General features: G+C 29.8%; 32 protein-coding genes and 1 tRNA gene. 23 read left to right on the plus strand and 10 right to left on the minus strand.

From position 1 onward, the window contains the following. Positions 1 to 211: 211 nt before the first annotated feature. The 10 genes from AC2TEO_RS08855 to AC2TEO_RS08900 all read left to right on the plus strand — a co-directional run bounded on the left by AC2TEO_RS08855 (position 212) and on the right by AC2TEO_RS08900 (position 4348). The gene (locus AC2TEO_RS08855) at positions 212 to 430 is read left to right on the plus strand and encodes a hypothetical protein (protein ID WP_442264473.1); all 219 of its coding nucleotides are present in this window, start codon (positions 212 to 214) and stop codon (positions 428 to 430) included. Positions 431 to 448: 18 nt separating this feature from the next. Then, entirely contained in the window at positions 449 to 682 is a 234-nt protein-coding gene (locus AC2TEO_RS08860) for a hypothetical protein (RefSeq protein ID WP_442264474.1), read from the plus strand. A gap of 48 nt (positions 683 to 730) precedes the next feature. Then, on the plus strand, positions 731 to 2020 hold the full coding sequence (locus AC2TEO_RS08865; RefSeq protein WP_442264475.1) for an HlyD family secretion protein: 1290 nt from the start codon (positions 731 to 733) through the stop codon (positions 2018 to 2020). 275 nt (positions 2021 to 2295) lie between these two features. After that, entirely contained in the window at positions 2296 to 2466 is a 171-nt protein-coding gene (locus AC2TEO_RS08870; protein WP_442264476.1) for a hypothetical protein, read from the plus strand. 212 nt (positions 2467 to 2678) lie between these two features. Continuing rightward, positions 2679 to 2873 carry a hypothetical protein gene (locus AC2TEO_RS08875; RefSeq protein ID WP_442264477.1) on the plus strand — a complete coding sequence of 65 codons (195 nt, stop codon included), beginning with the start codon at positions 2679 to 2681 and terminating at the stop codon, positions 2871 to 2873. Between the two features lie 60 nt (positions 2874 to 2933). Next, a complete protein-coding gene (locus AC2TEO_RS08880; protein WP_442264478.1) occupies positions 2934 to 3122 on the plus strand; it encodes a hypothetical protein in 189 nt (62 codons plus the stop codon). Positions 3123 to 3423: 301 nt separating this feature from the next. Continuing rightward, complete coding sequence (locus tag AC2TEO_RS08885; protein WP_442264479.1) at positions 3424 to 3621, plus strand: hypothetical protein; 198 nt, start codon at positions 3424 to 3426, stop codon at positions 3619 to 3621. A 71-nt stretch (positions 3622 to 3692) separates the two neighbouring features. Continuing rightward, the gene (locus tag AC2TEO_RS08890; protein ID WP_442264480.1) at positions 3693 to 3890 is read left to right on the plus strand and encodes a hypothetical protein; all 198 of its coding nucleotides are present in this window, start codon (positions 3693 to 3695) and stop codon (positions 3888 to 3890) included. Positions 3891 to 3910: 20 nt separating this feature from the next. After that, on the plus strand, positions 3911 to 4117 hold the full coding sequence (locus tag AC2TEO_RS08895; protein WP_442264481.1) for a hypothetical protein: 207 nt from the start codon (positions 3911 to 3913) through the stop codon (positions 4115 to 4117). Between the two features lie 12 nt (positions 4118 to 4129). After that, the gene (locus tag AC2TEO_RS08900) at positions 4130 to 4348 is read left to right on the plus strand and encodes a hypothetical protein (RefSeq protein ID WP_442264482.1); all 219 of its coding nucleotides are present in this window, start codon (positions 4130 to 4132) and stop codon (positions 4346 to 4348) included. Positions 4349 to 4460: 112 nt separating this feature from the next. Here the strand turns inward: AC2TEO_RS08900 and AC2TEO_RS08905 are convergent, their stop codons facing one another. After that, a complete protein-coding gene (locus AC2TEO_RS08905) occupies positions 4461 to 5048 on the minus strand; it encodes a riboflavin synthase (RefSeq protein WP_442264483.1) in 588 nt (195 codons plus the stop codon). A gap of 57 nt (positions 5049 to 5105) precedes the next feature. Here AC2TEO_RS08905 and pdxA point away from each other — a divergent pair, with 57 nt between their 5' ends. From pdxA to AC2TEO_RS08955, 10 genes are all read left to right on the plus strand, one after another. Next, a complete protein-coding gene (gene pdxA / locus AC2TEO_RS08910) occupies positions 5106 to 6140 on the plus strand; it encodes a 4-hydroxythreonine-4-phosphate dehydrogenase PdxA (RefSeq protein ID WP_442264484.1) in 1035 nt (344 codons plus the stop codon). Between the two features lie 63 nt (positions 6141 to 6203). Further along, complete coding sequence (locus tag AC2TEO_RS08915; protein WP_442264485.1) at positions 6204 to 6746, plus strand: YceD family protein; 543 nt, start codon at positions 6204 to 6206, stop codon at positions 6744 to 6746. Position 6747: 1 nt separating this feature from the next. Continuing rightward, on the plus strand, positions 6748 to 6942 hold the full coding sequence (gene rpmF, locus AC2TEO_RS08920) for a 50S ribosomal protein L32 (protein ID WP_095069128.1): 195 nt from the start codon (positions 6748 to 6750) through the stop codon (positions 6940 to 6942). A 136-nt stretch (positions 6943 to 7078) separates the two neighbouring features. Then, on the plus strand, positions 7079 to 8074 hold the full coding sequence (locus AC2TEO_RS08925) for a beta-ketoacyl-ACP synthase III (protein ID WP_442264486.1): 996 nt from the start codon (positions 7079 to 7081) through the stop codon (positions 8072 to 8074). 25 nt (positions 8075 to 8099) lie between these two features. Further along, entirely contained in the window at positions 8100 to 8591 is a 492-nt protein-coding gene (accB, locus tag AC2TEO_RS08930) for an acetyl-CoA carboxylase biotin carboxyl carrier protein (RefSeq protein WP_442264487.1), read from the plus strand. Between the two features lie 48 nt (positions 8592 to 8639). Then, entirely contained in the window at positions 8640 to 9977 is a 1338-nt protein-coding gene (gene accC / locus AC2TEO_RS08935) for an acetyl-CoA carboxylase biotin carboxylase subunit (protein WP_299678574.1), read from the plus strand. Positions 9978 to 10084: 107 nt separating this feature from the next. After that, a complete protein-coding gene (locus AC2TEO_RS08940; protein WP_442264488.1) occupies positions 10085 to 10939 on the plus strand; it encodes a DUF2911 domain-containing protein in 855 nt (284 codons plus the stop codon). A 64-nt stretch (positions 10940 to 11003) separates the two neighbouring features. Continuing rightward, positions 11004 to 12248 carry a 3-deoxy-D-manno-octulosonic acid transferase gene (locus tag AC2TEO_RS08945; RefSeq protein WP_442264489.1) on the plus strand — a complete coding sequence of 415 codons (1245 nt, stop codon included), beginning with the start codon at positions 11004 to 11006 and terminating at the stop codon, positions 12246 to 12248. Continuing rightward, positions 12245 to 12805, plus strand: a complete 561-nt coding sequence (locus AC2TEO_RS08950; RefSeq protein ID WP_442264490.1) for a YeeE/YedE family protein — start codon at positions 12245 to 12247, stop codon at positions 12803 to 12805. Before AC2TEO_RS08945 ends, AC2TEO_RS08950 begins: the two co-directional genes overlap by 4 nt. Position 12806: 1 nt before the next feature. Then, positions 12807 to 13220 (plus strand): DUF6691 family protein, encoded by a 414-nt coding sequence (locus AC2TEO_RS08955; RefSeq protein ID WP_442264491.1) that lies wholly within the window; start codon positions 12807 to 12809, stop codon positions 13218 to 13220. A 3-nt stretch (positions 13221 to 13223) separates the two neighbouring features. Here the strand turns inward: AC2TEO_RS08955 and AC2TEO_RS08960 are convergent, their stop codons facing one another. From AC2TEO_RS08960 to AC2TEO_RS09000, 9 genes are all read right to left on the minus strand, one after another. After that, a complete protein-coding gene (locus AC2TEO_RS08960) occupies positions 13224 to 13820 on the minus strand; it encodes a DUF4230 domain-containing protein (protein ID WP_442264492.1) in 597 nt (198 codons plus the stop codon). A 60-nt stretch (positions 13821 to 13880) separates the two neighbouring features. Further along, positions 13881 to 13955 (minus strand) — tRNA-Pro (locus AC2TEO_RS08965). Positions 13956 to 14046: 91 nt separating this feature from the next. Further along, entirely contained in the window at positions 14047 to 16596 is a 2550-nt protein-coding gene (locus AC2TEO_RS08970; protein ID WP_442264493.1) for a M20/M25/M40 family metallo-hydrolase, read from the minus strand. Positions 16597 to 16910: 314 nt separating this feature from the next. Then, complete coding sequence (locus tag AC2TEO_RS08975) at positions 16911 to 17273, minus strand: SnoaL-like domain-containing protein (RefSeq protein ID WP_442264494.1); 363 nt, start codon at positions 17271 to 17273, stop codon at positions 16911 to 16913. Between the two features lie 68 nt (positions 17274 to 17341). Next, entirely contained in the window at positions 17342 to 18649 is a 1308-nt protein-coding gene (locus AC2TEO_RS08980; RefSeq protein ID WP_442264495.1) for a cryptochrome/photolyase family protein, read from the minus strand. Beyond that, positions 18642 to 19109 (minus strand): SRPBCC family protein, encoded by a 468-nt coding sequence (locus AC2TEO_RS08985; RefSeq protein WP_442264496.1) that lies wholly within the window; start codon positions 19107 to 19109, stop codon positions 18642 to 18644. Before AC2TEO_RS08985 ends, AC2TEO_RS08980 begins: the two co-directional genes overlap by 8 nt. A 68-nt stretch (positions 19110 to 19177) precedes the next feature. Then, positions 19178 to 19402 (minus strand): hypothetical protein, encoded by a 225-nt coding sequence (locus tag AC2TEO_RS08990; RefSeq protein ID WP_299681200.1) that lies wholly within the window; start codon positions 19400 to 19402, stop codon positions 19178 to 19180. Positions 19403 to 19804: 402 nt separating this feature from the next. Further along, the gene (locus AC2TEO_RS08995; RefSeq protein WP_442264497.1) at positions 19805 to 20200 is read right to left on the minus strand and encodes a DUF6438 domain-containing protein; all 396 of its coding nucleotides are present in this window, start codon (positions 20198 to 20200) and stop codon (positions 19805 to 19807) included. A gap of 79 nt (positions 20201 to 20279) precedes the next feature. Continuing rightward, entirely contained in the window at positions 20280 to 21257 is a 978-nt protein-coding gene (locus tag AC2TEO_RS09000) for a zinc-binding metallopeptidase (protein WP_442264498.1), read from the minus strand. A 108-nt stretch (positions 21258 to 21365) separates the two neighbouring features. Here AC2TEO_RS09000 and AC2TEO_RS09005 point away from each other — a divergent pair, with 108 nt between their 5' ends. The 3 genes from AC2TEO_RS09005 to AC2TEO_RS09015 are packed head-to-tail and all read left to right on the plus strand — an operon-like array spanning position 21366 to position 25411. Next, complete coding sequence (locus tag AC2TEO_RS09005; RefSeq protein WP_442264499.1) at positions 21366 to 21875, plus strand: RNA polymerase sigma factor; 510 nt, start codon at positions 21366 to 21368, stop codon at positions 21873 to 21875. A 57-nt stretch (positions 21876 to 21932) separates the two neighbouring features. Further along, positions 21933 to 22844 (plus strand): FecR family protein, encoded by a 912-nt coding sequence (locus AC2TEO_RS09010; RefSeq protein WP_442264500.1) that lies wholly within the window; start codon positions 21933 to 21935, stop codon positions 22842 to 22844. Further along, positions 22844 to 25411 (plus strand): TonB-dependent receptor, encoded by a 2568-nt coding sequence (locus tag AC2TEO_RS09015; RefSeq protein WP_442264501.1) that lies wholly within the window; start codon positions 22844 to 22846, stop codon positions 25409 to 25411. Before AC2TEO_RS09010 ends, AC2TEO_RS09015 begins: the two co-directional genes overlap by 1 nt. Positions 25412 to 25521: the final 110 nt, after the last annotated feature.

A 25521-nucleotide genomic window follows, 5' to 3' on the forward strand; every position in this document is an offset into this window, starting at 1 on the left:
AAACAATGAAAAAATCAATCTTAAATATCGGAAAAGCTCTCAATAAAAATGAGCAAAAAAATATAAATGGTGGTGTTTTTGGATCATCATGTACTGGGTTTGAAAAATACCCTGTTAGTTCGTGTAGCCAATGCGTAAATAAAATTATACCTAATGGGCCTACGTTTTGTTTCAACAACTGCTGTATTCAAGCATATTAATTTTTAAAATAATGAAAAAATCAATCTTAAATATCGGAAAAGCTTTAAACAAAGCCGAACAAAGAAAAGTTAACGGAGGATTTGGTAGTTGTGATGACTACACAGGACCTTTTTGTTATGCAGATAGTATTCCTGGATGTGCATCTTGTGCAGAATACAATGCATTACCAAGACGACATAAGGCTTGTGCCTTTACTCATGCAGAATGTGAAATTCCAGTAAACTTATAATTTTTTCAATTAATAATAATGAAAAAATCAATCTTAAATATTGGAAAAAAATTAAACAAAACCCAACAAAAGAAAATAACAGGAGGTTTTGGAGACCTTTTTATCGGAAGTTCTTGTTACACTTCTCTTAGTAGATGTAACTCAGCAATGTCTTCGGCCATTGCTAATGGAGCTAATCCTGCATGCACAAAATGTGAACAGTGTACTACATTTTTCGGTACCACTGGTTACCAAGTAAGAATTTACTGTTAATACTAATTGTAGTGAGGGATCACACTCCCTCACTTTTTATAAAAATAAATGCCACAGAATAGTCAAGACATAGAAATTAGAAGCGAAGAAGTTCAAGAAATTCTAAACAAAGTACCTAGTTGGATGATAAGGTATGGTAACATCTTAATCTTATTATTAATTATCATGTTGCTTTTCATTTCTTGGTTTGTAAAATACCCTGACGTTATTAAAACTCAGGTTATGGTTACAACTACAAATCCACCAGAGAAAATTTTTGCGAGAACTACTGGACAATTTGAAGTTCTTTTAGCAAATGAAGGTACTGAAGTTAAACAAAATGAAATTTTAGCTGTTATTAAAAATAGTGCTTCATACAAAGATGTATTGTTTTTAAAAAGTATAGTAGATACTATAGAGTTTCACAACGAAAAATTTAACTTTCCTATAAACGATATCCCTCCATTGGTATTAGGCGATATTAATTCTAGTTTTTCTCAATTTGAAAATGACTATCAGGCGTATCAACTAAATAAAGATTTAGATCCTTTAAAATCACAAGTAAATTCTAGACAAATATCTGTAATAGATGCGAGAAGAAATCTTAGTAATATGTTGTTCCAAAAAAAATTAAGTGAAAAACAATTAAAACTTAAGGAAGAAGGTTATGAAAGAAGTAAACAGATGTTTGAAAAGGGTGTGATTTCTGCTAAAGATATGGAACAGCTTGAACATGAATTCATTCAAGCTCAAAGAAATCATGAAAACATGAAAACTAGCATTTCACAAATTAGGGAACAAATCAATAATTCATCTCAAAATCTAGATGATGCAAGTATAAAAAAAATTCAGAACGATAGAAACCTTCAAAAAAGAGCTAAACAATCTTTTTTACTACTTAGAAAAGCAATTAGTGATTGGGAAAATAATTATGCCTTAACCACCTCTGTAGGTGGTAAAGTTTCTTTTCTTTCTTTTTGGAGTAGAAATCAAACAGTTAAAACTGGAGATTTAATTTTTACAATCATACCAAATAATGCAAAAGATTTTATTGGTAAAATTAAAGCTCCTATAGCTAATTCAGGTAAAATAAAGACTGGACAAAAAGTACAAATAAAACTATTAAATTATCCTTCAGATGAATTTGGTAAGCTAGATGGAAAAATAAGAAGTATTTCTTCTATTCCAGATCAAGAAGGGAATTATTTAATAGATGTAGATTTACCCAATAATCTTACAACTTCTTATGAAAAACAATTAGAATTTAGACAAGAAATGCAGGGTAATGCAGATATAATAACAGAAGACCTTAGGTTAATAGAAAGATTTTTCTATCAACTTAAAAATGTCTTAAAATAAAAAATAATCTTTCGCGAAGAATAGACATAAACCTTGGTGTCTTAAAATGAACAAGGATTTAATTAACCTTAAATCTTTCTCGATTATGAAAAAATCGATTTTAAATTTTGGTACTCCTATCACCAAAACCCAACAAAAAGAAATTCACGGCGGTATAAATACGCTTCCATGTGTTTGCCGTAATAAACCTACACTACTAGTTAGTTGTTTTATAGTTTGTGATGATGGTTCTTATCCAATTTTAGCGGTAGGATAACTTTTAAAAAACTCGCATCATGAAAAAACTTAAAAACATAGATTCTTCTAGAATTCTAAAGAAAAATGAATTGAAATCTATCACAGGTGGCATAACTTGTTTTGAATGTTATGATAATTGTGTAGCTACTTCAAAAGACAGAATGGAATTAGGAATATGTTTTGATAATTGTCAATTAATTTGCTCTTAAACATACTTTTTTAGTACAGTTTAATAGTTTTTGACATCATATTCTTTTGTAAAAAAATGTAAGCTACATATTCAGTTTAACATTTATGTTTTTGTAGATAGCTTTTTTAGCTAGGCTACTATCCTTATTAGTATTAAAAACTAGAGTAATTAGATACAAGATCAATTATTGATCTGAAAAATCTATTTAATTAACCTTTAAAACAAATATTCATGAAAAAATCAATCTTAAATCTTGGTAAATTTTTAAACAAGGCAGATCAAAGAAAAATTAAAGGAGGAATTATTGCAAACTGCCCAACTTATGAACCTAGTAAGTGTACTGCTTGTGGTGGACATCCTTTAGCAAACGGATGTTGTTTAGGTTCTCGAGAAACACATTTTTGTTTATCAGGAATCCATCCTTAAACAAAAGATAAAATTAAGGATCAAAACCTTTAATTATTTATTAACCTTAAAAGAAATATCATGAAAAAATCAATCTTAAAATTAGGAAATATTATTAAAAAAGTCGATCAGAAAAAAATCAATGGTGGTGGTTTAGGTACTTGTTATCAAAAAGGTGTTATGTGCTGTAGAGAAACCTCAATACCTGAACTAAATCCGTTTTGTGAGCCTGGAAGATGTACTATTTATGGATCTTGTTTTTATTATTAATTAGTACACAAAATGAAAAAATCAATCTTAAATCTAGGCAAAAGCTTAAATAAAAAACAACAAAAAAAAATCAATGGCGGATTAGGCATTAGATGTTATAGATCAGAAGATTGCCGTGGTTCTTCAGACTGCTGCAATTTTGGTCAATGCATAGATACCACACACGCTATATTAGAACCGTATTGCTCTTAAGAAAACGTAAGAAATTACCTTTTGAACAATTTTTTTCGCGAAGAATAGACACAAGCCTTGAGTGTCTTTAAATGTTCAAGGATTTAATCAATTTTTAAATCTTTCAATTATGAAAAAATCAATCTTAAATGTTGGAAAAGCTTTAAACAAAGCTGAACAAACTGAAATTTTAGGTGGAATTATTACTGAGCCTATTAAAATTAAAACATGTGCCGAAGTGTGCCCTACTGCTACTTCAAGAATAAAATGTGGACCTCCTCACTGTCCTGGAGTATGTGATGGTCGTGGCGGTTGGTATAACTATTAATCAAAACAAATTATAATCTGCATTTGAGGAGTTACTACCAACTCCTCATTGCTTAAACTAATTAAAAAATTATGAAAAAATCAATCTTAAAATTAGGTACCACATTAAACAAAATTCAACAAAAGGAAATAAACGGTGGTAAAATGGCGCAAGACTGTCAAATATATGACCCTGCCACAGGATGGCAAAGTGGATGGTCTGTAGAAGACGCACAATGGTTATATCATAACGAAGCTTCTGTTACCGGATATTGCTGTGCTAGTTGTTAATCTTTAAAAATATTAAAATTATGAAAAAATCAATCTTAAAATTAGGTACATCTTTAAATAAAGTTCAACAAAAAGAAATTCACGGTGGATATATTCCAACACCTTATCAATTTTGCTGTACAAGAACACAAGGATTTTGGTTAAGCAACTATCCTTTTTTAGGCAACGATCCGATGTATGATTGTGGCCAATATGGTTCATGCAGAGATGGAGATTTCCCTTTTTAAATTGAATTCATTATGAAAAAATCAATTTTAAAATTAGGTAAAAAACTTAATAAAAGCATTCAAAAAAGCATTAATGGTGGTCAATATTCATATTGTCCTCCATCTCCAACATGCTATGGTGTTTTTGATACCCAATTAGGATCAAACTGTGGAACTTGCGAACAATATCATGCTTTACCTTTCGAATGTAAAATGCGTGTTAAAGTAAGTGTATATTGTTTTGATTTTTAGTTATTGAAACAAAATTCACACATATTGACAATAAATTTTACATAAGAAATTATTTCTTATATTCTATTTATTGTCAGTTATAAAAAAGAAAGACTACCATATGGTAGTCTTTCTAATTTTTACTAGTCAATCTTGCAACATATTTGCCGATAACATCAAACTCTAAATTCACTTTCGTTCCTATTTGAAAATGTTTAAAAACTGTATGTTCTAAAGTATAAGGAATAATTGCTACACTAAATTCATTTAATTTAGAGTTTACAACGGTTAAACTAACTCCATTCACGGTTATCGATCCTTTTTCTATAGTAACATTATTTAATCCAGAATCATATTCAAAAGTAAAGACAGTACTTCCTCCTTCTTCTTTAATATCTTTACAAAATCCAATTTGATCAACATGACCTTGAACAATATGACCGTCTAAACGATCTCCTAACCTCATTGCTCTTTCTAAATTAACTTCATCTCCTACTTTTAAATCCCCTATATTACTTTTATCAATAGTCTCTTTAATAGCTGTAACAGTATATTCGTCATTATCAATTGCCACAACAGTCAAACAAACACCATTATGAGCAACACTTTGATCTATTTTTAATTCGTTAGTAATTTCACTCTTTAAAGAAACATGAATATTCTCTTGTTCTTTCTTGAGCTCAGTTACACTTGCAAGTGTTTCAATTATACCTGTAAACATTCCTTAAAATTTAGTTACTTTTGTTAACATCAAAAATACAACATAGGTATTCTAAATATGGAAAAAACGAATAAAATTATTGTCGGAATCTCAATAGGTGATATTAATGGTATAGGTGTAGAGGTAATTCTTAAAACATTTGAAGATAAGAGAATGTTAGAATTTTGTACTCCTGTTATTTTCGGCTCTAACAAAGTTATTTCATTCCATAAAAAAGCATTAAACTTAAATAATAGTATCCATGGTATTCAGTCTTTAGACAAAATTGTACATGGAAAAATCAATCTACTAAATATTTGGAAAGAAGATATTAAAGTAGAACTTGGTAAAATAACTCCCGAAGGAGGAAAATATGCATTAAAATCTTTAAGTATGGCAATTAAAGCACTTAAAAACGATACTATTAATGTATTATTAACAGCTCCTATAAATAAAGAAAACATCCAATCGAAAGAATTTAATTTTCCTGGACACACAGAATTTTTAGAAAATGAATTGGAAGGTGAAAGCTTAATGATATTAATGTGTGAGGATTTAAGAATAGGTTTAATTACAGGTCATGTACCTGTTTCTAAAGTCACAGAACTTATTACACCAGAATTGATAAAGAAAAAAGTAAACATAATGCATCAATCTTTAAAAAGAGATTTTAGTATTAACAAACCAAAAATTGCAATTTTAGGATTAAATCCTCATTGTGGAGATAAAGGTGTAATAGGTAAAGAAGACGACGATATCATACGTCCAACAATAGCTGAGATTAAAAAAACTGGAAAAATGGTTTTCGGACCTTATGCTGCTGATGGTTTTTTTGGTTCTAAGACTTACGAGCAATTTGATGGAGTTTTAGCAATGTATCACGATCAGGGTTTAGCTCCTTTCAAAGCCTTATCCTTTGGAAATGGTGTAAATTTCACTGCTGGACTTAACAGAATTAGAACTTCACCAGACCATGGAACAGGTTTTGATATTGCAGGAAAAAACATAGCAAACGTAGAATCTTTTAAAGAAGCTTTATTTAGTTCTTTAAAAATTTATAGAAACAGAAAAGAAAATATTGAATTAGAGTCAAATACATTAAAATCAAAATAGTTCTAATTCTTCTTTTTTAAAAAAATATTTTATTATATTTGCGCCCTCAAATTGATATTGTAAATGAAAGGTTTAAAAGAATATAGTATTCCTTTTGTAGGTTTAAAAGAAGGTAGCCACGAGTTTCAATACCAAATTGACAACACGTTCTTTAAAGAATTTCAGTATGAAGAATTCAACGAAACTAACGTAATAGTTGATGTTGAGTTCATAAAAAAGAGTACTTTATTTGAAGTTTTGTTCTCAATTAGCGGTTCTGTAAATGTACCTTGTGATTTAACAAGTGAATTATTTGATCAGCCAATTGAAGGAGATTATAAATTGATTGTTAAGTTCGGACAAGAATTTAACGATGAAAATGAAGAAATTTTAATCATTCCTCATGAAGAATATCAATTAAATATTGCTCAATATATTTATGAACTAATAATTCTTTCTGTTCCTAACAAAAGAGTACATCCAGATGTAACCAATGGAACAATGCAATCTGAAACTTTAAAGAAACTTAAGGAATTAGAGATTAATAAAGAGAAACCGGTTGAAGATGAGTCAACCGACCCGAGGTGGGATAAGTTAAAAGATTTACTAACAGGAAAAAACACATAAAATGGCACATCCTAAGAGAAAAATATCAAAAACTAGAAGAGATAAGAGAAGAACTCACTATAAAGCTACTATGCCTCAGATAGCTGTTGATCCTACTACTGGAGAAGCACATTTATATCATAGAGCTCACTGGCATGAAGGTAAGTTATATTACCGCGGTCAAGTAGTAATTGATAGTACTGAAGCTGAGGCTTAATATATTATAACTTCTATCAAGATTTTATAGTTTAACATATTTAACGTCAAAAACGAAAGTTTTTGGCGTTTTTTTCGTTTTCAAGTGAAAAAAAAATCACTACTTTTGAAAACTAAATTTACTATAAGTAACAAACATGGCTAAAATAACTGCAGCAATTACAGCAGTGGGAAAATATGTTCCTGACTACATTCTAACCAACCAAGAGTTGGAAACAATGGTAGACACCAATGATGAGTGGATTACCTCTAGAACCGGAATTAAAGAAAGAAGAATATTAAAAAAAGAAGGTGAAGGTACTTCTTACTTAGCCATTAAAGCAGCTGAAGATTTAATCAACAAAAACAATATTGATCCAAAAGAGATTGATTTAGTTATTGTAGCGACTGCAACTCCAGATATGTTGGTTGCATCTACAGCAGTATATACTGCAACAAAAATTGGTGCTACAAATGCATTTGCTTACGATTTACAAGCAGCTTGTTCTAGCTTTTTATATGGTATGTCTACAGCTTCTAGTTATATAGAGTCTGGTAGATATAAAAAAGTATTATTAATTGGAGCAGATAAAATGTCTTCAATTATTAATTATACAGACAGAGCTACATGCATTATTTTCGGTGATGGGGCTGGTGCTGCTTTATTTGAACCTAACGAAGAAGGGTTAGGTCTTCAAGATGAGTATTTAAGGAGTGATGGAATAGGAAGAGAATTCTTAAAAATTGATGCTGGAGGTTCAATTTTACCTACTTCAGAAGAAACGATTAAGAACAATCAACATTATGTACATCAAGAAGGTAGAACTGTATTTAAGTTTGCAGTTTCTAACATGGCAGATGTTTCTGAAAAAATACTGGAACGCAACAATCTAACAAAAGAAAATGTAAATTGGTTAGTTCCTCATCAGGCTAATAAAAGAATTATAGAAGCTACTGCCAATAGAATAGGTTTAGCTGAAGAAAAAGTAATGATGAATATTAGCAAATATGGTAATACTACCTCTGCTACCTTACCTTTATTACTTGCAGATTATGAAAAAGAACTTAAAAAAGGTGATAATTTAATTTTTGCTGCATTTGGTGGTGGTTTCACTTGGGGAGCTATCTACTTAAAATGGGCGTATAATAAATAGACACAATCAACTAAAATTATAGACAATGGACATTAAAGAAATTCAAAATCTTATTAAGTTCGTAGCAAAATCTGGTGCTAGCGAGGTTAAGCTAGAAATGGATGATGTAAAAATCACCATTAAAACTGGATCAGATGCACCAGAGACAAAAATTATTCAAGCTGCAGCACCCCTAGCTGCTGCACCTCAAGTTGTTGCTACTCAACCAGTAGTAGCTCAACCAGTTGCTGAAGCTGCTACCCCAGCCGCACCAGCTAAATCAGATGACGATTCTAAATACGTTACTATAAAATCTCCAATTATAGGTACTTTATACCGTAAACCATCTCCAGACAAACCTGTGTTTGTAGAAGTTGGTGATGAAATTAAAGCTGGAGATACTGTATGTATTATTGAAGCAATGAAACTTTTCAATGAAATCGAATCTGAGATTTCAGGAAAAATCGTAAAAGTTTTAGTAGATGATTCAACTCCTGTTGAATTCGATCAACCATTATTCTTAGTTGACCCATCTTAATTTATCGTATAGCTTAATCGATTAAGCTATTAATTAACTATTACAATTATGTTTAAAAAAATATTAATTGCCAATAGAGGTGAAATTGCACTTCGTGTAATTCGTACCTGTAAAGAAATGGGTATAAAAACAGTAGCTGTTTACTCTAAGGCTGATGCAGAAAGTTTACATGTAAGATTTGCTGATGAAGCAGTTTGTATTGGACCTGCACCAAGTAACGAATCTTACTTAAAAATGGATAGAATTATTGCTGCTGCAGAAATTACAAATGCAGATGCAATTCACCCAGGTTATGGATTTCTTTCTGAAAATGCAAAGTTCTCTAAACTTTGTGAAGAGCACGAAATTAAATTTATCGGTGCTTCAGAAGAAATGATTTCTAAAATGGGAGATAAAGCTACAGCTAAAGCTACAATGATTGCTGCAGGTGTACCTTGTATTCCTGGTTCTGAAGGAATTTTAGATTCTTACGAAGAAGCAGAAAAAATCGCTGTTGATATGGGATTTCCTGTAATGTTAAAAGCTACCGCTGGTGGTGGTGGAAAAGGGATGCGTGCTGTATGGAACAAAGAAGATTTAAAACCTGCTTGGGATTCTGCTCGTATGGAAGCAAAAGCTTCTTTCGGAAACGACGGAATGTACATGGAAAAGTTAATTGAAGAGCCAAGACATATAGAAATTCAAATTGTTGGTGATTCATTTGGTAAGGCTTGTCACTTATCTGAAAGAGATTGTTCTGTACAACGTCGTCACCAAAAATTAACTGAGGAAACTCCTTCTCCATTCATGACAGATGAATTAAGAAATGCAATGGGAGAAGCTGCAGTAAAAGCTGCTGAATATATTAAGTACGAAGGAGCTGGTACTGTTGAATTCTTAGTAGACAAACACCGTAATTTCTACTTTATGGAGATGAATACTCGTATTCAAGTAGAGCACCCAATTACTGAAGAGGTTGTTGATTACGATTTAATTCGTGAGCAAATTTTAGTTGCTGCTGGAGTTCCTATTTCTGGTAAAAACTATACTCCACAGTTACACTCGATCGAATGTAGAATTAATGCAGAAGATCCTCACAAGAACTTTAGACCTTCTCCTGGAAAGATTACTTCTTACCACGAGCCAGGTGGACATGGAGTTCGTATTGATACGCATGCTTATGCAGGATATACAATTCCACCAAACTACGATTCTATGATCGCTAAATTGATTGTAACTGCACAAACTCGTGAAGAAGCAATTAATAAAATGAAGCGTGCTTTAGATGAGTATATCATTGAAGGGATTAAAACTACAATTCCTTTCCACAGACAATTAATGGATCATCCTGATTACGTAGCTGGTAATTACACTACGAAATTCATGGAAGATTTCGAAATTAAATAAATTCAAAAAGGGCTGTCTTGTTAGACAGTCTTTTTTATTTACGTCTATTTGTAATTAATTTTAGTTTTCTCGTCTACTTCAATACAAAACAAAGACAAACTATCCTTATGAAAGCTAAATTAATCTTACTTATTACACTACTAACGTGCGCATCGTTAATTTCTCAAATTACACAACCTAGTTTAAGCCCTAAAATTACAACTAAACAAAAAGTTGGTTTAGCTAACATCAATTTACAATACGGACAACCAAGTGTGAAAGGAAGAACAATTTTTGGTTCTTTAATTCCGTATAATAGAATTTGGAGAACTGGCGCTAATGCTTCAACAAAATTTACAACAGATAAAGAAATTAATGTTGCTGGTTTAAACCTTCCTGCTGGAACTTACGGTTTATATTCTATTCCTGAAGAAAAAGAATGGACAATCATATTCAATAAGAAAAGTAATTTATGGGGAAGCGCCGGATATAATAAAGAAAATGATATTATTCGTTTTAAAATACCAGTAACTACCTCAAAAGAATTAAGAGAAACATTCTCTATATATTTTGAAAACTTTACGATTAATGGAGCTAGTATGGTTATTGCTTGGGAGAATACGATTATTAAAGTTCCTGTTCTAGTAAATTCAGATCGTATTATTGAAGAACAAATCGCTTCAAAAATAACAAATGAAAAAGGAGAAATTAAAGCACAAACGTATTTTGATGCTGCTCAATATTATTATCAAAAAAACAAAGATTTAAAGCAAGCTTTAATCTGGTTTACAAAAGCAGAAGAGTTAAGACCTCAAGCTTTTTGGTATACATATTATAAATCTGAATTGGCTTTAAAATTGAATCAAAAAGATATCGCTAAAATAGGAGCTCAAAAATGTTTAAAAGCGGCAAAAAACAGCAAGAGTTCTGACTATGGTTATATTGCTAAATGCTCTTTATTATTAAAAGCAATAGACAATTAAAAAACAAAACATATTTGACTCTTTAAAAGGCTAATTATAATTAGCCTTTTTATATTTTTGAAGCATGAATTTTCTTTACAACATTCTCATTCATCTAGCTTACTATATTATACAGTGTTTAAGTCTGTTTAATAAAAAACTAAAACTATTTGTTAATGGACGTAAAGAGACTTTTAAAAAACTAGCTTCAATTACCTCTAATGATCGTGTTTTTTGGATTCATGCCGCTTCTTTGGGTGAGTTTGAGCAAGCCAGACCCATCATTGAAAAACTAAAAATTAAATATCCAAATCATAAAATTGTAGTTACTTTCTTTTCTCCTTCAGGATATGAAATCAGAAAAAACTATAATCTAGCAGATATTGTTTGCTACTTACCTTTCGATACCAGAAGAAACGTAAAACGTTTTATAGAGTTAGTACATCCTGATTTAGCTATTATTGTTAAATATGAATTCTGGCCTAATTTATTGAATCAACTAAAAAAGTCTAATACTAAAACCATTTTAGTTTCTGGAATATTTAGAAAAGATCAACTGTTTTTTAAATCTTACGGACAATGGATGCGTAAGTTTTTACATACTTTTTCTTTCTTTTTTGTTCAAAATGAATCCTCTAAAAAATTATTAAACGACATTAATCTAGAAAATGTAAATGTTTCTGGTGATACAAGGTTCGATCGCGTTTCTGAAATTCTAGATCAAGATAATACTATTGAAGCTATAGAGTTATTTAAAAATAATACTTACACAGTTGTTGCAGGAAGCACATGGAAAGAAGATGATGAGTGTATAGTAAACTACATAAATAATCATGCTAAGAAAGATGAAAAATTTATTATCGCTCCGCATAATATCGATAAAAATAAAATAGAAGAATTAAGAAATCTCATCTTAGAGAAAACAATCTTATATTCTGAAAGAAACAATGTTAATCTTTCAGATTATAAAGTTCTTATTGTTGATAATATTGGATTACTTACCAAAATATATTCTTATGCTAACACAGCTTATGTTGGAGGAGGACTAGCAACTGGCTTACATAATATTTTAGAACCTGCAACTTTTGGTATACCTGTAGTTTTTGGTGGAAATAAACATCAAAAATTTCAAGAAGCAAAAGATTTAATGCTACTTGGCGGTGCAAAAACTATATTAAATACTAACGATTTTTCTAATATCTTTGTTAGCTTAAAAAAAGATATTAACCTAAGAGTTACTATGGGGAACATCAATAAAAAATATATAGAAGATAATATAGGTGCGACTCAAAATATACTCTATTATATAGAAAATAATATTACAACGTGAGTTTTTTACTTGACCCTTGGCCATGGTATATTTCTGGTCCTTTAATTGCTATCATTTTATTACTATTCTTTTACTTTGGAAAAAGTTTTGGTGTATCATCAAACTTAGAAACTTTATGTACAATTAGTGGAGCAGATAAATTTTCCGACTATTTTAAAAAAGATTGGAAAGAAAGAGATTGGGCCTTAATATTTTTAGTAGGTTTAATTATTGGAGGTTTTATAACTAACAACTATTTCTCTACAAATGCTCCAATAAATCTAAATCCAAAAACAATTATAGAGTTAAACGAATTAGGTTTTTCTAATGCTGGTAAGACCTTAATGCCTAATGAATTATTCGATTTTGAACATATTTTCACTTTGAAAGGATTCTTACTTTTATTAGTCGCAGGAATTTGTATTGGTTTTGGAACACGTTATGCCGATGGTTGCACTTCCGGTCATGCAATTACAGGATTAAGTAATTTACAACTACCTTCTTTAATTGCTGTTATAGGTTTTTTTATTGGTGGTTTAATAATGATTTGGTTAATCTTCCCTCTTTTATTTGGATAACATGAAACACATACGTTTTTTATTAATAGGAATTTTATTTGGCATCATATTAACTAAATCAGAAGCCGTTTCTTGGTATAGAATCTATGAAATGTTCAAGTTTCAATCTTTTCATATGTATGGAATTATTGGAACAGCCATAGCGACTTCAATGATTTTTATGTATCTTTTTAAAAAAGGAATTATTAAAGATTATTTAGGAAACAAAATTAAACCTAAGGATAAAAGCAAAGAATATAAAAAAACTCTAATAGGAGGAATCATTTTTGGTTTAGGTTGGGCTTTAGCAGGATCATGCCCTGCTCCTATCTTCGTCTTAATTGGTAATGGTGTTTTTGCGATAATAATTGTTCTTTTAGGAAGTTTAATCGGAACTTTTATTTACGGTTTACTTAATAAGAAATTACCAAAATAAAACTTAATCTAAAAACGGAATTTCTTTAAATGTATTAGTATTATCTACTATTTCCCAATTATAAATTTTAGATAACTGGTAAATTTTAGATAACTCTTGAAATAGACGTGTTTTAGCTTCTTTTTTCTGTGAAGTAAACTCTATAGTTTCTTCAATCATTTTTGTAGCTTTATCACTTAATTTATTTAATTCTTCTTTAGAAAAAGTATTGAACTTACTTTGTTGTAAGTCGAAATATTTAATATCTGGTGAAATGGTTATTTCTTCTTCAGGAATTTTATTAATTACTATTTGTTTGGCCAAACTATCAATCTGAATATCCAACTTCGATAAATCGTAGCCAACTTCAACTTTGGCATTTACAGATAACATTGCTTTTTTCTGAAACTCTACATAATCAAAAAAGTATTTTTTAGTATCAGAAAAGCTATACATTTCAGAATATGTTCCTTGAGAAACAACAAGTTTACTCAAGTTTTCTATCTGATTCACCATTACTTTTATTTCTTCAGTTTGATGTTTTTCTTCTTTTTTATCGTACCAAAACTTTGCAACTAAAAAGCCTACAAAGAAAACAGCTATATACTTTAAGAAACGCATAAAAATTCAATATTTGTGGATAGAAAATTACTAAATATTTAGAAGAAGAGGAAATTAAAATCGGGATGAGAGGATTCGAACCTCTGATCTCTGGTCCCCCAGACCAGCACTTTAACCGGACTAAGCTACATCCCGAATAAATTTCAAAACAAATATAAAAAAGAGGCTTCATTATTTTAAAAATAACAGCCTCTTTAACTTTTATTCTTGTATAAATTTTAAACAGTTAATTAATCACTACTTTTTTTATCACTTGGTCTTCTCCTTTAGTTACAACTTTAAGTAAATAAACTCCTGTATTTAATTGATGTTTTTTTGCTGAAATTTTATTCTCTCCTCCTTTTAACTTCATCTTTGCCACAACTTTTCCAGTAATATCATACATAAAAGCATTAATATCGTTTTGGATCGTTTTATTTTCAATATTGATGTAGAAAAAATTTGTACTCGGATTTGGATTTACAACTAAAGAATAAAGTATTCCTTCCTTATCTGTTCCTATAATTGGTTTAATAGAATTTGCAACCACTTTACTAGCTATTGATGCATCACAAGAACCTTCATAAATTTTCACATTACTAAATACTGATGCATTTCCAGACCCCGAATCGTTGTCGTTAATAAAAACTAACCTATCCATTGTTCCTGTATAAAAACTTCCAACAGGTATTACATAAGTTTGAGTTCCATTTGTGTAATTATCATAATTTGTAACTCCATAATTCTGACTTCCATGTACTTTAAAGTATCTCGACGAACTTAAATTATTATCATTTTCAAAACCTACTCCATGAATTTCACCTTGTGAAGTACTGCTAAATTCAAATTCTAAAACAGTATTAGCTGTAACATTATAATCGTAAGAAATATATTTCCAAGTATTATTTACTAAAGTTAAAGAATTACCAGAATTTGTAATATTGAATGTTCCATCTGAATCTTGATTTGAAAAAGCTGTAACTGTAAAATCATTAAAATTTAAAGATTGACAAGTTGGTGGTGGAGTTGTTGTTCCATTTTCAATAGAAATTTCATCAATAGCAATATCACTTTGCCAACCTTCACTTCCTGAGCCTGTAGTAATAATAAAACGAAACTGAACTTCTGCTGTATTTTTATAACTACTTAAGTCTATTGTAGCAGCTTCCCAATTATTTCCTTGAGTTCCGCTTTTTGTAAATATTGAATTCCAAGTAGTTTCACTCTTTAATTTCGTCTCTACTTCTAAAGAAGCTATAGAACTTCCTAACATATGATATTTAAAATTCAATTGCGGTGTGTTAAGTGAAGTAAAATCAAAACACGGAGAATTTAAAACAGCTCTTTTACTAGGAAATCCCGTACCATTACCTGAGGCTTCTACATAAAGATAAAAACTTCCTGAAGCTGCTCCACTTGGTCCTGTATTATTAGATGGTGTTCCTCCAGAATTCCTCGTAAAATTTAAATCATCATTAGTAGCATCATTCCATAATCCTAAAGAACTTTCAAAACCTTCTTCATATGGAAACGAATTTACTGTTTGTACACAATCTGTCGGAGGAGTAGCATTAACACCGTTAGAAATCTCTATTAAATATTCTAAAGCTAGCTTCGCAAATTTAGCTGCGTGAGTAGCATTAGGCGTAGGAGATCTATCAAAAGTATCACGAGATGTATGAATATTAGGATTACTTTGATTAAAACTTGCTTCGAAAGGAAAAGCAACATTATATCCTTCTTGAGCCCAACTATAATGATCTGAACAACCATAATTACATTGTGAGGTTCCGTATGTTAGTTTATGTGTCCCAGATGCATTATAAAAATTTAAAAGTTCAATTAAAAAATTATTCAAATTATCATCATTGTAAGAATCTGTAGAAATATAAATATCATTGGTAGAACCTTTATAGTTTGTCATATCTAATTGCATATAACTAACTACATTTACATTTCGTTGTCTATAATCTTCAGCAATTTCTCTAGAACCTCTAAGCCCCACTTCTTCTGCGGCAAAAGCCATAAACTCTATAGTTCTTTTAGGTTTAAAATTCATTTCAAACAATACTCTTGCTGCTTCTGTGAATGTCGCTATTCCTGAAGCATTATCATCTGCACCTGGTGCATTATTATTATCTCCTCTAGCTGTAGAATCTATATGTCCTCCTATAATTACAAACTCATCAGGTGTTTCAGTTCCTGTAATAGTCATTACAACTGAAGGCATATTAGTACTTGAATGATTTACGATTCTTACAGATACATCACTTCTTCCTGAAGCCATATTTTCCCATTTTGCTTTTAAATCTAAAACAGATTGAGTCGCACTATTTGTGGTATGATAACGGGTTCCATAAGCTTCTAATTCTTGAATATGATTCGCTATGTTTATGTTATTTACTAAATCTAAACTCTGTCGCACCAATGTTTCTTGAGTTATCGCAAAAGAGATTAAATTATTACTTAAAGAAGATCTAGAAGCTATTTTATTGCTCTGATTAATCGCTGCAATCGCACTCTCCCTTGATGGTTCGTAAATAAAACCTGGACCATGAACCAACACTTTATGATGAAGTTCTTCGGCGGCGTTTGGACTTAACATTACAGCACTAAAACCATTCAAAGAATGAATTATTTTAATGTCTTTTGGATGATTAATCTTTAATCCTTGAGCATCTTTGGTTTGCATAGTTGCATAAAACATATTACTTTTTTCTTGTCCATAAAAGACATTTGAAGTCATAAGCATACTGCATAATAATACAGTTAAATAAATTGTTCGGATTGTTTTCATTTTATAGGGTTTTTGAGTTAATTACTTGAGGTTAATTTTTAGAAAAGTAAATTTTCGAGATTACTATACTTTTCCGGAAGTTACTACATGTAAACTTTGTAGTTATTTAGATAATATTTGACATAGGAGGAAAAACATTAACCAATTACCATATATTTTTTAAGATATAAAAAAAGAAAGAAAACAAATTAAAACTACACACTTATTTAACTAATAGTTAGAATATTAACAACTTTCAGAAAATAAAGTTTTTTTTAACAAAAAAGGTATTGTATAAACATACAATACCTTTTTATTATTTTATCTTTTTATAATTACATCGTGTAAAAAAACTGCTCATTTGTAATTTTTCCTTCTTGCACTTCAAAGACACAAACTTCTTCCATTTGTTGTCTTCCTCTGTCTTTAAAAGTAACATCGAAAGCCATTTTTGAGGTAAAATGATTATCAGCAACAACAGGATCAGAGATTTCAGAAGAATGAAATTCTACTACATTTTCTAACCATTGTTTACTCTTTTCAAAAACCTCCTGTTTTCCTGAAACAATTTCTCCGTATGGAACACCTGGCATTTCTTTACTTACAACATTATCTGCATACAATTCTGTAATACAATCTAAATTCTTTCCTTCTCTGCACATTTGTGCCCATTGGTTTGCAACTTCTTGTGTGGTCATAATAATTTAATTTACTTGTTAATTCCTTAAATTTAATAAAAAGCCACACACAGATCATTAATTACTTGTTAAGAATCAGCATTTAACGCGTTTTTATATGTAGTTAAACAGCGTTCTCTTGCAAACTTATGATCTACCATTTCTTTTGCATAAGTAAGCTCTTGAAATTCTGGGACCCACTTTTTAATATATTTCAATTCTTTATCAAACTTTTTAATTTGAGTAGTTGGGTTAAAAATTCTAAAATACGGAGCCGCATCTACACCACAACCTGCAACCCATTGCCAATTCCCTACATTACTAGCCAATTCAAAATCTAATAATTTTTCAGCAAAATAAGCTTCTCCCCATCTCCAATCAATCAATAAATGTTTACATAAGAAACTTCCAACTAGCATACGAACTCTGTTGTGCATAAAACCAGTAGCATTTAACTCTCTCATTCCTGCATCTACTAATGGATATCCAGTTTTTCCTTCACACCAAAGTTTAAAATCTTCTTCATTATTTCTCCACACTATTCTGTCATATTGTGGTTTAAAAGATTCTTTTACTGTATGCGGATAATGCCAAAGAATTTGAATAAAAAATTCACGCCAAATTAATTCTTTTAAAAAAGTAATATTCTCACTTTTGTTAGCTTCTTGAACTGCTTTTCTTGTAGAGTAACTTCCGAATCGTAAATGCAAACCTAACTTTGATGTTCCTTTTATAGCTGGAAAATTTCGTTTGGCTTCGTATTCGTCTACAATTTGTTGACTCACATCATAATCTGGAATTTCAATTCCTGAAGGTTCAAAACCTAAATCAGACATTGAATGAATAGCTTTACTTTCTGAAGTATATATTTGATCTAAATGTTCTTCAGATGGAAAGAAATTTAGAGTAACTATTTTGAATTTAGCCAACCATTTTTTAGAATATGGTGTGTATACCTTGTATGGATTTCCATCGTCTTTAACCACTTCTTTCTCTTCAAAAATAACGTGATCTTTAAATGATTTAAATCCAACATTTTTTGATAATAAAAAAGCTTCAACATTACGATCACGTTCTCTTGCATACGGTTCGTAATCTTTATTTGTAAATACGTTTTCTATAGAAAACTTCTGAGTAAGGCTTTCAAAAACTTCTTCAGGCGTACTGTAAAAAGTAGATAAGTTCCCTCCTTTTTCTTGAAATATTTGGTGTAATAATGAAAGTCTAGAATGAATAAACTCTAATCGAGCATCTTTCTTAGGAAGTTTATCTAATATATTTTTATCAAAAATAAATATTGGGAGAATTTTTCTTCCACTTTGAAGCGCTTCAAATAATCCTTTGTTATCGTCAATTCTTAAATCTCTTCTGAACCAAAAAATTGAAATCTTATCCATTGTATTCTCCAAAAAGCTCTATTAATTTTGTTTTACGATAGCTAAAAATCTCTTCTAGTTTTGGTTTTACTAAAAACGGATGAACCATTTGACCTAAAATACCTAATGGAATTTTATAATCGATAATATCTTCCATTTCAACTCCTCCATTTATTTCCTTGATAAAGTGTTTGTGATGCCATAAAGAATAAGGACCAAAACGTTGCTCATCTACAAAATACTCTTGATGTTGTACGTGAGTAATCTCAGTTACCCATTTCGTTTTAATTCCTAAAACTGGTGTTACGATATACTGAATAATTTGACCAGGATACATTGGCCTATCTGCACCAGAAAGAATGTTAAACCCCATGTAATCGGGTGTAATTACTTTTAAGTTTTTTGGATCCGATAGAAATTCCCAAGCTTTCTCAACAGTTATCGGTAAGTTTTGTTTTTTTTGAAGACGATAAATTTTCATATTAACCGTAAATTTTTTGATAAAAAAAAGGCTGTTAATTAAAATAACAGCCCTTATAAATTTGTTTACTATGCAGTTAGAGGTTTCCCTTTAAGCCTTTTCTCTATTCTTTGCTTAACAACGGTTAACCTTTTCATTAAATCCATTAGCTCAGCATCTTTACTTTTTTTGTACTCTTCATTTATTTCTAAAATAAGAGCTTTAGCTTCTCTAGAGGCTAAAATTCTATCGCTGGTAGTTACGAATTTAAATTTTCGGTTCTCAAACTCTAATGCTTTTTCTATTAATGTCATAACTATTCAATAATTATAATGTTTGCGCCAAACTACTATAGCTTGATCAAATTGATCGTTTCCAAATTTTGGTCGTAATTATTCAAGAAATCTTTCAGAAAAAATACAACAATCATAAATTAAGAAACTTGGGGCAACAAATGTATACATATCTTTGACATATACATATATTTTTTGATTGATTTAAATAATATCTTAATTATTTTTTCTTATATCAATCTTTTTGTTTATCAAAAATACAAAAAAAATAAACAAAGCAAAAGAATATTGAATTTTTAATCGTTACAATACTCAAAAATTAATTTAAAAAAACTTTTAAATCAGTTCATTTTTATCTAACACATAAAAAAATCACCTTCGAAAAAAGGTGATTTTAAGAACCAATACAACTAAAGTAGTAGCCTAATGTAAAAGATCTAGCTGCTTTAGTAGATTATTAAATACAATTAAGTTTTTATTTCCTTTAAAGGTTAAGGTCTTATTATCGAAATTAACGATTGTTTTAGGTAAATCTCTTCCTTTCTTACTTTCAGAATCAACTACAGAAGATAGTTTAGATAATTCTCCTTTTAATAGTTTCACCTGTTGTGTGGAAATTTGATATTCTGCTTCTCCTTTGATTTTAGTATTATTGACTCCGTTGAAAATTACTTTTCCATTTTGATAAACATATAAATCAAAAACAGGGCACTTACTTAAGCATGCTGTTTTTCTGTAATGAATTTTATCTTCTGGGAAATTCTTTGCTGTTGAACAACTCACTATCAAAAGAATTATAACGATATATAACTGTTTCATGATTTTAAATTTTTAAATGCGCCAAAACGATTCAACATGAAAGAACCTGAACAAGTGTTTTGGCGCTAAGAGGGATATTTTAATGCTTATGACGTCTACAAGATTTTCCAATTCTATTTGCTTGTTTCCATTTTCCTGGCTCAGGTAAAACAAAGCTGTTTCCACCTCTACTTCTAAGGTTTAAATTCGTGCGAATGTGATTTCTAAAATCTACTATTTCTCTTCTGTTATTCATTAATAACATTTTCTTTTCTGCAATTGTATTTCCTGCTGCGATATCTCTTTTAGTAACATAAGTAGCAAAAACTTCAGCAATATCTTCTGCTGGATTTGTAGCAGCATAATTAGTTACAAATCGATCTCTATTTGCTTCATAAAAATTATTTAAAGCTGCTTCTCCTTCATTGTTTGCTTTTTCATAAGCACTCCAAATATCTGCCCAATACTTTTGATATAACTCATTAATGTATGCATTAGGTTTTGCACAACCTTCACCTGGATTGTATGTCGCACAACTTGTTTGACTTGAATCTAATTGAGTATCGTTTAACGTTAATACATGTCCGAATTCATGAATAATGGTGTAAGCTAATTCTCCTCCATTATTAAATCCTCCTTCGTAAGCATAGTTGATCGCGATTCCCATTTTCCAGCTCGATAAATCTTCTTTTATTTGAACTACAAAACCAGCGCTCCCCGTTGGAGTTCCGTTATAAATAACAAATTCTCCTACTTTTTTTAACTGATCTAACGGAACAATTTTTAAAACTAAATCCCAAATTTGATTATGTTTCTCAATATCTTTTTGATAAGCTAAATCTTCACCTGTAACTTTGTAATCTTGAATTTTATTAATTTTATCACCATTTACTTTGTACAAAGTAATTTCACCATCTTCACTTGTTGCCCCTTGATTTCCATCACCCGTTGGATCGGTCGTATCTGGCACAATAGTATCTGTCGGAATTATTACTTCATCATCACTACAACTTGTAACTACACTTAGTGTAAATGCTACTAAAAATAAAAACTTGAACACTTGTTTAAAATTTCTCATACTCATATCATTTAATAATTAATAATTTATGCCTGATTTGAATAAGAAACAGCCATCTAAAAATCTACCCTACCTTTTTTGATTAATTTTTTTTTATGTTTGCTTTACATGGAGCAAGAAAATTCAATATGTAAACCAAAAGTCTTTGAGGAAGTGTTCGACACACATTCTGAAAGTCTTAGAAATTATATGTTTTATAAATGTGGTGATGTAGATTTGGCGGAAGATTTCGTGCAAGAAAGCTATGTTCGACTTTGGAAAAACTGTGCTAAAGTTCTTATAACTAAAGCTAAATCGTATTTATTTACTGTAGCTAATAATTTATTTTTAAATCATGTAGCTCATAAAAAAGTAGTTTTAAAACATCAAAAAGTTCAAGAAAAAAAATACACTTATGAAACACCAGAATTTCTTTTAGAAGAGAAAGAGTTTATGGTAAAACTTCAAAATGCAATAAGTGAATTATCTGAAAAACAACGCGAAGTTTTTTTATTGAATAGAATTGACAAGAAAAAATATTCTGAAATTGCAGAAATGTTAGGAATATCTGTAAAAGCAGTTGAAAAAAGAATTTCTGCAGCTTTAAAAAAGCTTAGAGAAAAAATAGATGTAATATAGTTAGGGTAAATTATTAATAAACTGTTTTTAAGAAACAAACATCCTAAAAACTCAAATATGGAAATCAATAAAGATGAAACTTTTTTAGCCAAGTGGATGAATAATGAGTTAAATGCTGAAGAATTAGAAGCGTTTAAAAAGCATCCTGATTTCCCATTATATGAAAAGATTATTTTTAAATCAGAAAAATTAGCTGCTCCACCTTATGATAAACAAAAACTTTTATCAAAAGTAAAAGAAGAAATTGAAGATACTAAAAAACCAAAAGTAGTTTCTTTATACTCTAAACTTACTATTGTAGTTGCTGCATCTCTATTAATTTTATTTAGTGTTTTTTATTTTAAAAATTCTGCAACTATATACAGCACCAATTTCGGAGAACAATTAGCCGTTAATTTACCTGATGATTCCGAAGTAATATTAAATGCCAAGTCTTCTATTTCATTTAAAGAAAATGAATGGTCGAAAGCAAGAACGATCAACTTAAAAGGAGAAGCTTTTTTCAAAGTAAACAAAGGAAAAACATTTACTGTTGAAACTGATTTAGGTAAAGTAACTGTTTTAGGAACTCAATTTAATGTAAATATTGAGAATGATCTTTTACAAGTAAATTGTTACGAAGGAAAAGTAAAAGTAAGCGTAAATGAAAAAGATGTATTTCTAACTAAGGGAAAAGCATTTAGAATTACAAAAGATACAACTGAAGAATGGGAATTTAAAGAGAAAAATCCTAGTTGGGAAAATGGTGAGAGCTCATTTAATAGTGTACCTTTAAAATACGTTATAAAAGCGATTACTGATCAATATAATGTAGAGATAAACGCAGCAGAAGATATAAATTTAAACTATCTTTACACTGGTGCATTTACTCATGAAGATTTAAAAATAGCTTTAGAAACTGTTTTTACCCCATTAAAAATTAAATTTGAGTTTACAAATAAAAGCACCATTTTACTCGTTAAACATTAATGACGCTTAAAAAAAGGTATATTTTTCTTGCTTTTATTTTTATTTCGAATCTCCTTTTTTCTCAAAAAGATGGAGACAATTACTACCTAAAAAATATTTTAATAAGCTTAGAGAAAAAACATAATGTTAAATTCTCTTATGCAGATGATATAATTAAAAATAAAAAAGTTAATACAAAACTGTTACAACTTTCATTTAAAGAGTTACTTGTTAAACTTGAGAAGCAAACTAATTTAATTTTCAAAAAAGTTTCTAATAGATATGTACTTATTTTAGAGAAAGATAATAGTTCATTCATTTGCGGGTACGTTAAAGACACTTATTCTAATCAACCTATTTTTGGAGCAGAAGTTTACTTAGCAGATAATTCTATAGGAACTGTTACTAATGAAAAAGGATATTTTGAGTTATCTGGGCATCGAAAAACTGATACTTTAGTTATTTCTTTATTAGGATATCAATCTAAAAGAGCAATTATACCTCAACAAAAAAATACTGAATGCAGGCACTATACTATTGAAGAGTATTCTTCGCAATTAAATGAAATCCTCATTACAAGTTATTTAACAGATGGAATTACAAAAAGCAACAATGGAACTATAGAAATTTCTCCTCAAAAAAGAGGAATTTTACCTGGTTTAACGGAACCAGATGTACTTCAGAGTTTACAGTTATTACCAGATATTCAAAGTCCAAACGAAACTACTTCTGGATTACACATCAGAGGCGGAACTCCAGACCACAACCTTGTACTTTTTGATGGAATTCGAATATATAATCCAGCACATTTTTTTGGAATGATTTCCGCTTTCAATCCTTATATTATTGACAAAGTAAATATTCAAACCAGTGGTGTAAATGCAAAATTTGGAAATCATATTGCGGGAGTTATTGATATAGAAACTGACTCTAAAATAGATTCTATAATTTCGGGTGGATTCGGAACAAACTTAACTCACGCCGACGCTTTTTTAAAATTTCCATTGAGTAAAAATACCGCTATTCATGTTGCTGGTAGAAGATCTTTAACTGACGCTTTTAATAGTATTACATTTCAAAGAACGTCTGATCGTGTTTTTCAAAATACTATTATTGCTAATAATCAACTTAATGATACTGAAAATTTCTTTGATAAAGACAATACTTTTTTTTTTAATGACTTTCATATGAAATTACTTGTTAATTTAGGAGAAAAAGATAAAGTCACTTTAAGTCAATTATATGTTAATAACAAATTAGATTATCGTTTTGGTAATGAAGATGAAAGCTTCATTCAAAACGATAATCTTTCAATTAAAAACTTTGGTATTAGTGGTTCATGGAATAGAATTTGGAACGATAATTTGAAGCAAAACACAACTTTATACTATTCTAATTATAATTTAGATTATATTTTTAATGGCGAGCAAACCGTTGAAACTTCTTATAGGGAGTCTTCAATAAAGAAAAATGAAATTAAAGAATTTAGTTTAAAATCTTTATTAAGCACCTCTTTAAATAACAATCATCAACTAAGTTTTGGTTTAGAGTACTTTAGAAACAGAGTAAGTTTTACACTTGGAAGAACTTATTCTCTCTTTCCTGACAATGATTATAAAACTGAAGAAAATAACATAAACAATACATTTTCAGTATTTTCTGAATATCAATTTAAAAAAAACAAAGATTTCAATATAAGTTTAGGTGTTAGAAGCAGCTATTTTTCTATTGAAAAAAAATTTGCTTTTGCTCCTAGATTATTCCTTCAATCGAAACTAACGGATAACGTTTGGTTTAATATTTCTTATGAAAAGAAATATCAAAATATTAGTCAATTAATAGAATTTTCTACAAGTGATTTTGGTTTAGAAAATAAGGTCTGGAGTCTTTCAAACAAAGAGGAAATTCCTATTTTAAAAGCCGATCAAATTTCTGCTGGTCTCGTGTTTAAAAACAATGGTTGGTTATTCGATCTTAATATGTATTATAAAGATGTAGATGGTTTATCTTCTCTCTCTAGAACAGTGACTTCTGATTCTGATATTATACAAAATGGGCAAAGCAGATCTAAAGGAATTACAATGTTGTTTAAAAAAACATTTGATAATTACACAACTTGGATGAGTTATAGTTTAGGAGCTACAGATTTCTCATTTCCTCTTGCTAATAATGGTATCTCTTTTCCTGATGACAACGACATTCGACATAGTTATTTTTGGTCTCATAGTTATCAAATAAATCAATTTAACTTCTCCTTAGGATGGAATTACAGAACAGGAACACCCTTTACCCAAGTTTCTGAAATAAACGAAAATAATTCGCAAGATTTCATTATCGATAAAATTAATGGTGAACGATTATCTCATTATCACCGTTTAGATTTTTCTACAACGTATAAGTTCAATCTTTCAAAGAAGAAACGTTGGAAAGGAAAATTAGGTGTTTCTTTTTTAAATCTTTACAATAGAAGAAATAAATTACAAAAACGTTTTTTTATTGCAAATGATGGCTCTAATAACACCCTTGAAAACGAAGAAACTTTTTCATTAGGCTTTACTCCAAATGCTGTTTTTAGATTAGAGTTTTAGAAGTTCATTTTATTTTTTTATTCTACTTTTTCTTTTCCTTGACTTCATTGTATAGCTATTTCAAAACATACATCCTCAAAATACTTTTGAGCTATAATTAAACATAAAAT

This window comes from Tenacibaculum aquaeponti (assembly GCF_057221555.1).